This window comes from Pseudomonas sp. GL-R-19 (assembly GCF_019956375.1).
Classification (GTDB): Bacteria; Pseudomonadota; Gammaproteobacteria; order Pseudomonadales; family Pseudomonadaceae; genus Aquipseudomonas.
In genome coordinates this window covers 35,407-49,306 of record NZ_JAHBDJ010000019.1, presented here as the reverse complement: position 1 = coordinate 49,306, position 13,900 = coordinate 35,407, and the positions used below count along the sequence as shown (strand labels likewise).

Annotated in this window: 9 protein-coding genes; 2 read left to right on the top strand and 7 right to left on the bottom strand. The window is 61.0% G+C overall.

Annotation, left to right across the window (positions count from 1 at the left end):
• Window positions 1–122: 122 nt before the first annotated feature.
• The 7 genes from KGA83_RS11530 to leuC all read right to left on the bottom strand — a co-directional run bounded on the left by KGA83_RS11530 (window position 123) and on the right by leuC (window position 9,416).
• Window positions 123–2,696, bottom strand: coding sequence for a FimV/HubP family polar landmark protein (locus KGA83_RS11530; RefSeq protein WP_108217784.1), 2,574 nt, complete (start codon window positions 2,694–2,696; stop codon window positions 123–125).
• A gap of 128 nt (window positions 2,697–2,824) precedes the next feature.
• A complete protein-coding gene (locus KGA83_RS11525; protein ID WP_108217785.1) occupies window positions 2,825–3,835 on the bottom strand; it encodes an aspartate-semialdehyde dehydrogenase in 1,011 nt (336 codons plus the stop codon).
• 252 nt (window positions 3,836–4,087) lie between these two features.
• Complete coding sequence (gene asd, locus KGA83_RS11520; protein WP_095052129.1) at window positions 4,088–5,200, bottom strand: aspartate-semialdehyde dehydrogenase; 1,113 nt, start codon at window positions 5,198–5,200, stop codon at window positions 4,088–4,090.
• Between the two features lie 66 nt (window positions 5,201–5,266).
• Entirely contained in the window at window positions 5,267–6,349 is a 1,083-nt protein-coding gene (gene leuB / locus KGA83_RS11515; protein ID WP_108217787.1) for a 3-isopropylmalate dehydrogenase, read from the bottom strand.
• A 65-nt stretch (window positions 6,350–6,414) separates the two neighbouring features.
• Window positions 6,415–7,182, bottom strand: coding sequence for a class I SAM-dependent methyltransferase (locus KGA83_RS11510; protein ID WP_115947712.1), 768 nt, complete (start codon window positions 7,180–7,182; stop codon window positions 6,415–6,417).
• Window positions 7,183–7,338: 156 nt separating this feature from the next.
• Window positions 7,339–7,983, bottom strand: coding sequence for a 3-isopropylmalate dehydratase small subunit (gene leuD, locus KGA83_RS11505; protein ID WP_108217789.1), 645 nt, complete (start codon window positions 7,981–7,983; stop codon window positions 7,339–7,341).
• Between the two features lie 2 nt (window positions 7,984–7,985).
• Window positions 7,986–9,416 (bottom strand): 3-isopropylmalate dehydratase large subunit, encoded by a 1,431-nt coding sequence (gene leuC / locus KGA83_RS11500; RefSeq protein WP_115947711.1) that lies wholly within the window; start codon window positions 9,414–9,416, stop codon window positions 7,986–7,988.
• Window positions 9,417–9,564: 148 nt separating this feature from the next.
• Between leuC and KGA83_RS11495 the strand changes: the two genes are divergently transcribed.
• Entirely contained in the window at window positions 9,565–10,455 is an 891-nt protein-coding gene (locus tag KGA83_RS11495; RefSeq protein ID WP_046038174.1) for a LysR family transcriptional regulator, read from the top strand.
• A gap of 67 nt (window positions 10,456–10,522) precedes the next feature.
• Window positions 10,523–13,801, top strand: a complete 3,279-nt coding sequence (locus KGA83_RS11490) for a PAS domain S-box protein (RefSeq protein WP_115947710.1) — start codon at window positions 10,523–10,525, stop codon at window positions 13,799–13,801.
• Window positions 13,802–13,900 lie beyond the last annotated feature (99 nt).

Below are 13,900 nucleotides of genomic sequence, written 5' to 3'. Positions count from 1 at the left end.
TCGCAAAACCTGTAGGAGCGGGCTTGCCCGCGAAAGGGCCGGAACAAACGACATCAATTCATGGACCAAACAAAAACGGCAGCCTCAATGGGCTGCCGCTCTTTTTACAACCTACCAATCACTCAAGCCAGGCGCGAAAGCATTTCCTCGGCTTCACTCTTCTGTTCGGCACTGCCTTCGCTCACCACCTCATTGAGGATGTCGCGAGCGCCATCGCTGTCGCCCATGTCGATATAGGCCTGAGCCAGATCGAGCTTGGTGGCGGCTTCGTCAGTGCCCGAGAGGAAGTCGAAGTCATCATCGTCGCCCAGCGCGGCATCTGCTTCGGTGAAGGTCGGCTCGCCGATGCTGCTGGACAAGCTCTCCAACTCGGCGTTGACATCATCCAGCTCTGCCGCGAAGGCATCCGGTGCGTCCATTTCGTCGGCCAGCGACAGGTCGAAATCGGCCGGCAATTCCAGATCATCCAGTGCGACCTCGGGAACGGCCGGGGTTTCGGCAACTGGAAAGTCCTTTACGCCTTCGTCCAGATCCAGCAGGAAATCGTCTTCAGCCAGCATCGCCGGCAACGGTTCTGCACCGAGATCCAGGTCGAGGTCGAAGTCCGACAGATCGTCGAGGTTTTCCTTGATTTCAGTCTGTTGCTGCAACACCGACTCAAAACTCAGATCGTCGTCCAGCGGGAATTCATCCAGGTCTGCCAGCGCCGCCACTTCAGGCTCCGGCGCAGGTACAGGCGCCACAGGCGTGATCGCGTCCAGATCATCCAGGCTCAGGTCGAAGGCGCTGTCGAGGTCATCCTCGAACGGCGCTGGCTCCGGTACCGGTGCTTGCGGCTCATCGAGCAACAGATCCTTGACGTATTGCGCATCCAGCTCGGCGGCAACGGCGGCTGCGGCGATGCCACCGGCAGCCACCAGCGCCATGGCCGGGAAACGGCTTTTGAGTTTTTCAACCTTGGCGAAGTTGTCGCCATTGGCCACCAACTGACGCTCCTGGCCGACGAACGCATCGCGATCGCCTTGCTGTCCGTAGACCTCCATCAGTTTCAAGCGCAAATCGCTGCGCTGAGGCTCTTGCTTGACGCCATCCTCCAGCAACGCGGCAGCCTGATTCAAGCGACCGGCATTGATGTGCGACTGAGCCTGGCTCAACACATCATCGGAACGCTCGGCAGCCGGCGCCACCAATGGCGCGGCGATCGGCGTGGTCATCACGACTGGAGCGACTACCGGCGCTGGCGCGGGAGCAGGCGCCGGAGCAGTCGCCAGCTTCGCGCTCGGCAGTGGAACTTCCAGGCCTTCGAAGCTGCTTTCCGGCAAGTCGAAATCGGCCGAGAACGGCTGCTCTTCGGCCAAGGCACGGGCCATGCGCAAATGCTTCTCGGCTGCTTGCCGGGCTTTGCGGCGGCGCGCCAGCAACAGCAGCAAGAGCAGCAGAATCACCGCGCCGCCACCCACCAGGCCCAGCAGCACCGGATTGGTCAGCAACTCATTGAACTTCTGATCGTCGGACGTCGCTGGAGCTGCCTCGGGCGGTGTAACCACTGGCGCAGTTTCAGCCGGAGCAGGTGCCGTGGCCGGGTTGGCAGCCAGTTCGGCCGACATTGCCGGAGCCGTCGCAGCAGCCGGGGCGCCATTTGCGCCCTCGGCCTGCAACTTGGCCAATTGGTTGTTCTTCAGCTCGATCAGGCGCTGCAGCTTGTCCACCTGGCTTTGCAGGTCGGCCATGCGGCTCTTCAGCTCGGCGTTATCACGACGACTGGTGTCGAGGCTTTCCTGGGTCACCGCCAGCTTGTTGCTGAGGGCCCTGGCATCGCCGGCAGGTCCTTTGCCACGGTTCTTGCCGGACTCGGCAGAAACCAGGCTCAGCTTGTCAGTGGCCGCTTGAACCGGAGCACCATCGGTGCGTGCGCGATTGGTGGCGTCGAGCTGTTGCTCTCCTGCCCCGGGTTTCGCCACATAACGACGACCCTGACGCCAAGCCTTGTTTTGCGCGGCCACTTCGGCAATGGCCTTGGGTTGCGGCAGGCCGGCGCTTTGCGCCTGGTCCGGCAGGCGCAGCACCTGGCCGGTTTTCAAGCGGTTGATATTGCCGTCAATGAAGGCGTCCGGGTTCAGCGCCTGGATGGCCAGCATGGTTTGCTGGATCGAACCGCCATTACGCGCCTTCGCGGCGATTTCCCACAGGGTATCGCGCGGTGTGGTGGTGTATTGGGACGCTTTGGTCGCACCGGTGACGGGCGCGGCAACCGTTGACGTTGGTTGCGCTGCCGCTTCAGCGGTTTGCGGCGAGAATTTGGACGGATCGAGCAGCACACTGTAATCGCGCAGCAAACGACCGTTCGGCCACATGACCTGAACCAGGAACTTCACCATGGGTTCGGAGAGTGGCTTGCTGGAGGTCACGCGCAGGATGCTTTTGCCGCTGGCGTTTAGCACCGGAGTGAAGGTCAAGTCGTTCAGAAACGCCTGGCGGTCGACACCGGCCTTGGCGAAGTCGTCTGGTGAGGCCAGGCTCGGCACCACTTCGGCAGCGGTGAGATCCTTGACATCGAGCAGCTCGATTTCCGCTACCAATGGCTGGTTGAGCGTCGATTTCAGGGTCAACTCCCCGAGCCCGAGGGCATGCGCCATACCGGAGGACAGCGCCGAGGCGGCCGCTATTGCTAACACCAGTTTGCGAACTTGAACCATTAGCTCTTCCTTAGTTTGAACATTCCTCGGCCAGCGAGAAGATATTGATAGTCGCTGCCGTAAGGCATTGCGCGCAACGGCGAGGGTCGTCGCGCGTAATCATTCGACAAATTGTTGCAAAGTATCTTTTACAGCAGGTCTTTAAGCAACAACTCGGCCAGCTGCACAGCATTGAGCGCGGCGCCTTTGCGTACGTTATCTGACGTCAGCCACAGATTAAGTTCCGACGGGTCGTCGATACCCTGGCGAACCCGACCGACGTAGACCACATCCTGCCCTACCGCATCGCCCACCGGGGTCGGGTAATCACCGGCCTCCACCAGCTCGATGCCGGGTGCGTCTTCCAGGGCCGCATTGACTTTCGCCAGGTCGATTTCACTCGCGGACTGCAGGGTCACGCTATAGCTATCGCCAAAAAACACCGGGGCTTGAATGCATGTGACGGAAATCTTCAATGACGGCCGCGCCATGACCTGGCGCAGCTCACGCACCAGGCGCTTTTCCAGCAACGTATGACCTTGCTCATCCGGTTTTCCGACCTGGGCCAACAGGTTGAAGGCCATCTGCCGATCAAAGAATTTCGGCTCCAGCGGCCGCACATTCAGCAGCTCGGCAGTCTGCCGCGCCAGCTCGCTCACGGCCTCGCGGCCCTGGGCCGATACCGCGAGGCTGGCGGTCAGGCTGATGCGCTGCAAATCGAGCAAATCCATGAGCGGCGCGAGCACTACCGCCAGCGTGGTGGCCGACGGACTTGGACTGCTGACCTGAAACGGTTTTTTCAAGCCGGCCAACACCTGAGCGTTGGCCTCAGGCACGACCTGCGGCGCCTTTTCGGCCGGCAAGGCACCGGAGAGATCGATCACCGAGCATCCGGCATCGGTCGCGCGGGAAGCAAAACTCAACGAAACCGCCGGGCCGGCCGCAAAGAAAGCCAACTGCACCTTGCTGAAGTCGAACTCATCGACTTCCCGCACCCGCACGTTCTTGCCGCGAAACGGTACGGAACTGCCGGCCGATTCGCTGCTGGCCAACAAATGAAGGGTGCCGATCGGGAAATCGCGCTCTTCGAGAATCTGCACGAGCGTTTCGCCGACAGTACCGGTGGCGCCGATCACGGCAATATCAATGGACTGGCTCATGGGTTTTACCTCTGGCGAAACGGGGGGAGCGGCACTTTACCGGGAGAGTGGCATGCAGGCAATTCCGTGGTGCCCGGCCCGGCCCCATCGCGAGCAGGCTCGCTCCTACAGGGGTTGATGGCAACACCAACCATTGTAGGAGCGAGCCTGCTCGCGATGGGGCCAGATCAGACAACACATCAACCAAAGCAGATAACCATAAAAAAACCCGTACCTCTTGCAAGGCACGGGTTCTTTCATTGCATCAACCGATCAACGCTCGAGCAAGATCCGCAGCATGCGGCGCAGCGGTTCGGCCGCGCCCCACAGCAACTGGTCGCCGACGGTGAACGCGCCGACGAACTGCGAACCCATGTTCAGCTTGCGCAGACGGCCGACTGGCACGTTCAGGGTGCCGGTGACTTTCGTCGGGCTCAGCTCCTGCATGCTGATTTCGCGGTTGTTCGGCACCAGCTTGACCCAAGGGTTATGCTGGCTGATCAACCCTTCGATATCAGCGATCGGTACGTCTTTGTTCAGCTTGATGGTCAGCGCCTGGCTGTGGCAGCGCATGGCGCCGATGCGCACGCAGATGCCATCGACCGGGATCGGGCTCTTGAAGCGACCGAGGATCTTGTTGGTCTCGGCCTGGGCCTTCCACTCTTCGCGGCTCTGGCCGTTCGGCAGTTCCTTGTCGATCCACGGGATCAGGCTGCCGGCCAGCGGTACGCCGAAGTTTTCGGTCGGGTACGCGTCACTGCGCATGGCGTCGGCAACACGACGGTCGATGTCGAGGATCGCGCTGGCCGGATCGGCCAGTTGATCGGCGACAGCGGCGTGGGTCACGCCCATCTGCTTGATCAGTTCACGCATGTGCTGCGCCCCGCCACCGGAGGCCGCCTGATAGGTCATGGCGCTCATCCACTCCACCAGACCGGCTTCGAACAGGCCACCCAGCCCCATCAGCATCAGGCTGACGGTGCAGTTGCCGCCGATGTAGTTCTTGGTGCCCGCGTCCAGCTGCTGGTCGATCACCTTGCGGTTGACCGGGTCCAGAACGATCACCGCGTCATCCTGCATGCGCAGGCTGGAAGCGGCGTCGATCCAGTAACCCTGCCAGCCGGCTTCACGCAGCTTGGGGAAGACTTCGCTGGTGTAGTCGCCACCCTGGCAGGTCAGAATCACGTCGAGGGTTTTCAGCTCTTCAATGCTGTAAGCGTCCTTGAGCGGAGCAATGTCCTTACCCACGGACGGGCCTTGGCCACCGACATTGGAAGTGGTGAAAAACACCGGCTCGATAAGATCGAAATCCTGCTCTTCCAGCATCCGCTGCATGAGCACGGAACCGACCATACCGCGCCAACCGATCAGACCTACACGTTTCATCGCAACTACACCTTCTTGAAATGTGGACCGCTGCCTTGTCTTGAATTTGGCAGCGGGCCCGAGAGATTACAGATTCCGCAGCGCGGCGACTACTGCGTCACCCATTTCCTGCGTACCGACTTTAGTGCAACCGGCCGACCAGATGTCGCCCGTGCGCAAGCCCTGATCCAGCACCAGGCTCACCGCTTTCTCGATGGCATCGGCTGCGGCCTGCTGGTTGAAGCTGTAACGCAGCATCATCGACACCGACAGAATGGTCGCCAGCGGGTTGGCAATGCCTTTGCCCGCGATGTCCGGCGCCGAACCGTGGCACGGTTCGTACATGCCTTTGTTGTGGGTGTCCAGGGACGCCGACGGCAGCATGCCGATGGAACCGGTGAGCATCGAGGCCTGGTCGGACAGGATGTCGCCGAACATGTTATCGGTGACGATCACATCGAACTGCTTCGGCGCGCGTACCAGCTGCATGGCGGCGTTGTCGACGTACATGTGGCTCAGTTCGACTTCAGGATAATCCTTGGCCACTTGCTCGACCACTTCACGCCACAACTGGCTGGAGGCCAGTACGTTGGCCTTGTCCACCGAGCACAGCTTCTTGCCGCGGACCATGGCCATGTCGAAACCGACACGGGCGATACGACGGATTTCGCTTTCGCTGTACGGCAGGGTGTCGTAGGACTGACGTTCGCCGTTTTCCAGGGTACGAGTGCCACGAGGCGCGCCGAAGTAGATACCGCCGGTCAGCTCACGCACGATCAGGATGTCCAGCCCGGAAACGATTTCCGGCTTCAAGCTGGAAGCCTCGGCCAGTTGCGGGTACAGGATCGCCGGGCGCAGGTTGCCGAACAGGCCCAGTTGCGCACGGATCTTCAACAGGCCGCGCTCAGGGCGGATGTCACGCTCGATGGCATCCCATTTCGGGCCGCCAACGGCGCCCAGCAACACGGCGTCGGCCGCACGGGCACGTTCCAGGGTTTCGTCGGCCAGGGGCACGCCATGCTTGTCGATGGCCGCACCGCCGATCACGTCGTGGCTCAGTTCGAAGCCCAGGGCGAACTTGTCGCTGGCCAGTTCCAGCACCTTGACCGCTTCGGCCATGATTTCCGGGCCAATACCGTCACCTGGGAGAATCAGAATCTGCTTGCTCATGCTTTCCTCATGTCATCAGTCGGTGCGCCCTGGGGCGCTCCCGGAAAAATTCTATCGCTCAGCGCCTATCGTTCTGCCATCAGTACCAGCACATCCGTACTGAACGAACCATCGGCCTCAATCTCGAAATATTCGCGTACTTCGTTGCCCATCGACTGCTGCAACGCGCGGATCGCCGCGCGCATCACTTCAGGTGTGCGCATGCGCTCGACCCAGCTGTTGTACTCCAGACGCAGGCGCTGACGAGTGGTACTGCGCGTGTGCAGCCCCGCCTCGCTGACCTGGCGCAACCACTCGCCAGCAGAATAATCGCGCACATGACTGGTGTCGCGCAGCACTTCGACGCTTTGCAGGTAAGTGTCGAACAGCGGGCTACCCGGTGACAATACGTCGACGAACGCCGCCACACCGCCCGGTTTCAACACCCGGCGCACTTCCCGCAACGCCACGCCCAGATCGCTCCAATGGTGCGCCGAATAACGGCTGAAGACGAAATCGAATTCGCCATCGGCGAACGGCAGGCGCTCGGCGGCACCGTTGACCGTGGACACGTTGCTCAAACCACGATCGACGGCGGCAGCGGTCACCACGTCGAGCATCTGCTGCGACAGGTCGTAGGCCACCACTTCTTTCACCAATGAGGCTACGTGAAAACTCACGTGACCGGCACCGCAACCCAGGTCCAGAACTTTCGCATCGCCCTGCCCGGCCAGCTCAGCCTGCAGCAGCGCGAATTCGGTGCCTTGAGCGTGGACGGCGCTGCTCAGGTAGGCCGAGGCCTGTTCACCGAATTGCTTCTGGACTACCTGGGTGTGCTGGGCGGTGCTGGTCATGGGGACTTCCTTTTGGGGGTGAGTCTTGGGGTGTTTGGGCTGCCGCCTTCGCGAGCAGGCTCGCTCCCACATTGGATTTTCAGTGTTTACAAAATCCCTGTGGGAGCGAGCCTGCTCGCGAAGAGGCCGGCCCTACCTACCGAAATGTCGGATCAGTCACGCGTCGCGAAACAACCAAGGCTGGCTAGCCCGGTGCTTGGCCTCAAACGTCGCAATTGCCTCATGGTCCTGCAACGTCAGGCCGATATCGTCCAGGCCGTTGAGCAGGCAATGCTTGCGGAAGGCATCGATTTCGAAGCTCAGCACCTTGCCATCAGGGCGGGTCACGGTCTGGGCTTGCAGATCGACCTGCAATTGATAGCCCGGAGTGGCCTCGACCTGCTGGAACAGCTCATCGACTTCGGCATCGCTCAAGATGATCGGCAGCAAGCCGTTCTTGAAACTGTTGTTGAAGAAGATGTCGGCATAGCTCGGCGCGATGATGCTGCGGAAACCGTACTCTTCCAGCGCCCACGGCGCGTGCTCGCGGCTGGAGCCGCAACCGAAGTTCTCACGGGCCAGCAACACGCTGGCGCCCTGGTAGCGTTCGGCATTGAGGACAAAGTCCTTGTTCAGCGGACGCTTGGAGTTGTCCTGATAAGGCTGGCCCACATCCAGGTAACGCCACTCATCGAACAGGTTCGGGCCGAAACCCGTGCGCTTGATCGACTTCAGAAACTGTTTCGGAATGATCTGGTCGGTGTCGACGTTGGCACGATCCAAAGGCGCGACAAGACCAGTATGTTGGGTAAATGCTCTCATGCTTACTGCGCTCCCTGGATCAATTCACGGACGTCGATGAAACGACCGTTCACCGCGGCGGCCGCGGCCATGGCCGGGCTGACGAGGTGCGTACGGCCACCGGCGCCCTGACGGCCTTCGAAGTTACGGTTGGAGGTCGACGCGCAATGCTCGCCGGATTCCAAACGGTCCGGGTTCATCGCCAGGCACATCGAGCAACCCGGCTCGCGCCATTCGAAACCGGCTTCGAGGAAAATCTTGTCCAGGCCTTCCGATTCGGCCTGGGCCTTCACCAGACCCGAGCCCGGCACCACGATGGCCTGCTTGATGGTCGAGGCCACTTTGCGGCCCTTGGCGATCACGGCCGCCGCACGCAGGTCTTCGATCCGCGAGTTGGTGCAGGAACCGATGAACACACGGTCGAGCTGAATGTCGGTGATCGCCTGGTTGGCGGTCAAACCCATGTATTTCAAGGCCCGGACGATGGAGTCGCGCTTGACCAGGTCCATTTCCTTCGCAGGATCCGGCACGTTCTGATCAACCGCCAACACCATTTCCGGCGAGGTGCCCCAGCTGACTTGTGGCTTGATGTCGGCTGCATTGAGTTCGACAACGGTGTCAAAGACGGCGTCGGCATCGGAAACCAGGTCTTTCCAGGCTTCAACGGCCAGGTCCCATTCCGCGCCTTTCGGGGCGAAAGGACGGCCCTTGACGTAAGCCACGGTTTTTTCGTCCGCAGCCACCAGGCCTACGCGAGCGCCGGCCTCGATGGACATGTTGCAGATGGTCATGCGGCCTTCGACGGACAGGTCGCGTATTGCGCTGCCGGCGAATTCGATGGCGTGGCCGTTACCGCCAGCGGTGCCGATCTTGCCGATCACGGCAAGCACGATGTCCTTGGCGGTCACGCCGAACGGCAACTGGCCTTCGACCGTTACCCGCATATTTTTCATTTTCTTGGCGACCAGGCACTGGGTGGCGAGCACATGCTCGACCTCGGAAGTGCCAATACCGTGAGCCAATGCGCCGAATGCGCCGTGGGTCGAGGTGTGGGAGTCGCCGCAGACCACGGTCATGCCCGGCAAGGTTGCGCCCTGCTCCGGGCCGATGACGTGGACGATGCCCTGGCGAACGTCGTTCATCTTGAACTCGACGATGCCGTATTCATCGCAGTTGTCATCGAGGGTCTGCACTTGCAGGCGCGAGACCTGGTCAACGATGGCGTCGATGCCGCCCTTGCGCTCCGGCGTGGTCGGTACGTTGTGGTCCGGGGTCGCGATGTTGGCATCGATGCGCCATGGCTTGCGCCCGGCCAGACGCAGACCTTCAAAGGCTTGCGGCGAGGTCACTTCGTGGATGATGTGACGATCGATGTAGATCAGCGCAGAGCCATCGTCGCGCTGCTTGACCAAATGCGAATCCCAGAGCTTGTCGTAGAGCGTTTTGCCGGCCATCAGACGGTTCCTCATCAGCTTGTTTCTATGCCCCGGATCTTGAAAGTTTTCAATAACCCTTTGGCTTGTGAGGCTGATCCTATGGGGTTACATTAAATAACTCAAATTCATATTTTTTATGCTTTGGATAACCAACTGGAATGCAACCATGGACCTGGCCAACCTCAATGCCTTTATTGCCATCGCCGAGACCGGAAGTTTCTCCGGTGCCGGCGAACGGCTGCACCTGACCCAGCCGGCCATCAGCAAACGCATCGCCGGGCTGGAGCAGCAATTGAAGGTGCGGCTGTTCGATCGCCTGGGTCGTGAGGTGAGCCTGACCGAGGCCGGGCGCGCCCTGCTGCCGCGGGCCTACCAGATTCTGAATGTCCTCGATGATACGCGCCGCGCCTTGACCAACCTCACAGGCGAGGTGACCGGCCGACTGACCCTGGCCACCAGTCACCATATCGGCCTGCACCGTTTGCCGCCTTTATTAAGGGAGTTCACCCGACGCTACCCACAAGTGGCGCTGGATATTCAGTTTCTCGATTCGGAAGTGGCCTACGAGGAAATTCTCCATGGACGCGCCGAACTGGCGGTCATCACCCTGGCACCGGAACCCCATGCGCTAGTCAAGGCCACCCCGGTGTGGGACGACCCGCTGGATTTCGTGGTCGCCCCGGAGCATTCACTGCTCAATAACGGCAAGGTCAGCCTGGCGGACATCGCCCGGCACCCGGCGGTCTTCCCCGGCGGCAATACCTTTACGCACCACATTGTGCAACGGCTGTTCGAAGCCCAGGGCCTGACGCCAAACATCGCCATGAGCACCAACTATCTGGAAACCATCAAGATGATGGTCTCGATTGGCCTGGCCTGGAGCGTTTTGCCGCGCACCATGCTCGATGACCAGGTAGCACGCATACCTTTGCCGGGCATACAGCTCACTCGCCAGCTAGGCTATATCCTGCACACAGAAAGGACGCTGTCGAATGCTGCGCGGGCCTTCATGGCCTTGCTGGACGCTCAACTCGATCCGCCAGGGACTCAAGGCTAACTTGTGCTACTCCTATAGAGCCGAGAATTCCTGCAACAAAAGCCCAAACTCAGCTCAAGGCTTGCCAATGCCGAAATCTGTAGACCGTATTCCGCCGATGCCGCGAATTCAGGCACTTGATCCGAAAAGCTCCGAACAGAGCTGGGAAAGTGCCTCGCAATTACTGGCCGCGCTCAACGGCGCCCGCCTGGGCGCCTGGTATTGGGACATCGAGCGCGGGCAGATCAGCTGGTCCCGGGGCACGCAGGCGCTGTTCGGCTTCGACCCCCGCAAACCGTTGCCATCGGATCTGGAATACCTCGACCTGCTGCCCCCGGAGGATCGCGCGAAAACCCTTCGCGCCTTCCACGCGGTCATCGCTGGCGCGCCGCTGGAGCAAGCGATGCATCACCGCATCCGCTGGCCCGATGGCAGCCTGCACTGGCTGGAAATCAACGGCAGCCTGTTGCCGGACAAACACGGCAGGCCACGGATGATCGGCGTGATCCGCGAGATTACCCACCAGCGCCAGCGCGAACAGGCGTTGAGCAGCTCGGAAAAACGCTTCGCCACCCTGTTTCACCTGTGCCCGAACATGGTCCTGCTGACCCGCCAGGAGGACGGCCTGATCTCCGAAGCCAACCAGCATTTCGAAAGCCTGTTCGGTTGGCCGGTGCAAAACGCAATCGGCCGCACCACGCTGGAGCTGGGGCTGTGGGTGTATCCCGAGCAACGGGCCGACCTGGTCAGGGCCACCAAGGCCAAAGGCGAACTGGTGAGCATGGAAGTGCAGTTTCGCGCCAGCAATGGCCAGATCCATGACGGTATCCTCAGCGCGCAAAAAGTCGAGCTCGAAGGCCAGCCCTATCTACTGAGCACGTTCCTGGACACCACCGAACGCAAAGCCGCCGAACACGCCCTCAAGGACAGCCAGGAACGCCTCGACCTGGCCCTGGACTCCGCGCAGCTCGGCACCTGGGACTGGCACATCCCCAGCGGCATGCTCTACGGATCGGCACGGGCCGCCCAACTGCACGGCCTGGAGGCCAAACCCTTTCACGAGTCCTTCGACGAGTTTTTCGAAGGCGTGCCCGGCGAAGAACGCGACACCATGCGCGACGCTTACCGCAGCCTGCGTGAAGGCCCGGCCGGCAACTATCAATTGACCTACCGCGTGCAATTGCCTGACGGCAGCTCGCGCTACCTGGAAAGCCGCGCCCGCCTCTACCGCGATGACAACGGCGTGCCGGTGCGCATGGCCGGCACATTGCTCGACATCACCGACCAGGTGGAGCGCGAACAACGGCTGGTGGCCTCTGAAGAGAAATTCGCCACGCTGTTCCAGGTCAGCCCCGATCCGATCTGCGTCACCCACCAGGACAGTGGCCTGTTCATTGAAATCAACTCCAGCTTCACCCAGACCTTCGGCTGGAGCACCGCCGATGTGATCGGCCGCAGCGCCGACGAAATAGGCCTGTGGGACGCGTCAGCGAAAAGTCTGCGACGGATCGAACAAGTGATCCGCGAACAAGGCCTGAACAACGTCGCCATTCTCGTCCAGCACAAGGACGGACAGGTCCTGACCTGCGTGATTTCCAGCCGCCAGATCAGCGTCGGCGACCAGCCCTGCATCGTCACTACGCTGCGCGATATCACCCAGCAACAGCGCTCGGAAGCGGCGCTCAAGGCCAGTGAAGAGAAATTCGCCAAGGCGTTCCACTCCAGCCCCGACGCCATCACCATCACCGAGCGCGACACCGGGCGCTACCTGGAGGTCAACGACGGCTTCTGCCGCCTGACCGGCTACCGCGCCGAAGAAGTGGTGGGCCGCACGGTGTATCAGGTGGGGATTTGGGCTGAAGAAAAACAACGCTCGGCGCTGCTGGCGGAACTGCAGATCAAGGGCCGGGTTCATCACCAGGAAATGCTCGGGCGCAACAAGCGCGGCGAACTGCTCACCGTCGAAGTCTCGGTGGAGCCGATCACCCTCAATGAAACCGCCTGCCTGCTGTTGACCGCGCGAGACGTCAGCCTGCTGAAAAACGCCGAAGCGCAGATTCGCCACCTGGCCTACCACGATTCACTGACCAACCTGCCCAATCGGGCATTACTGATGGACCGCCTGAGCCAGCAGATCGCCCTGCTCAAACGGCATAACCTGCGCGGCGCGCTGATGTTCCTCGACCTCGACCATTTCAAGCACATCAATGACTCCCTCGGGCATCCGGTGGGCGATACCGTGCTGAAAATCATCACCGCGCGCCTGGAGGCCAGCGTGCGCATGGAAGACACCGTTGCGCGCCTGGGCGGTGACGAATTCGTGGTACTGCTCAGCGGCCTCGAAGGCTCGCGCAGCGAGGTCAGCGACCAGGTTCGCGAACTGGCCGACACCCTCCGCGAACTGCTGTCCGAACCGATGTTCCTCGATGGCCAGCGCCTGCAAGTGACGCCAAGCATCGGCATTGCGCTGATCCCCGATCACGGCTCGACCCCGACCGACCTGCTCAAGCGCGCCGACATCGCGCTCTATCGTGCCAAGGACTCGGGGCGCAATACCGCGCAGATGTACCACAACACCATGCAAAAGGCCGCGAGCGAACGCCTGCGCATGGAAACCGACTTGCGCCTGGCGCTTTCCCGGGGCGAATTTCGCGTGCATTACCAACCCCAGGTCGACGCCCGGGGCGACCGCATCGTCGGTGCCGAGGCCTTGGTGCGCTGGAATCATCCGGAGCTCGGCAAACAGTCACCCACCGAGTTCATCAAGGTGCTGGAAGACAGCGGACTGATTCTGGAGGTCGGCACCTGGATCCTCGACGAAGCCTGCCAGGCCTTCAAGCAACTGATCGACAAAGGCTTGATAGACCCTTACAAATTCAGCTTGTGCGTGAACATCAGCCCGCGCCAGTTCCGCCAGAACGACTTCGTCGAGCGCGTCGAAAGCAGCCTGGCCAGCTATGGCCTGCCCTGCTCCCTGTTGAAGCTGGAAATCACCGAAGGCATCGTCATCCAGAACCTGGAAGACACCATCAGCAAAATGCGCCGCCTGAAAAAACTCGGTGTGAGCTTCGCCATGGACGACTTCGGCACCGGCTATTCCTCGCTGACCTACCTCAAGCGCTTGCCGGTCGACACCCTGAAAATCGACCAGTCGTTCATCCGCGACGCCACCAGCGACCCGAACGACGCCGAGATCATCCGCGCCATCGTCGCCATGGCCCACAGCCTGGACTTGAAAGTGATTGCCGAAGGGGTGGAAACAGCGGAGCAGCTGGAGTTCTTGCAGGGGTTGGACTGTCACTTCTACCAAGGGTATTTGCACAGTCAGCCGTTGCCGGTGGAGGAGTTTCAGTTGTTGCTCAAATAGGCGGCGGGGGGATCATTCTCACTCGCCAATCATCAGGTGACTTGAATACAGAAAAAACCTACACCAGATAAAGAAACGTCTGATTTATCTCCCTTATCG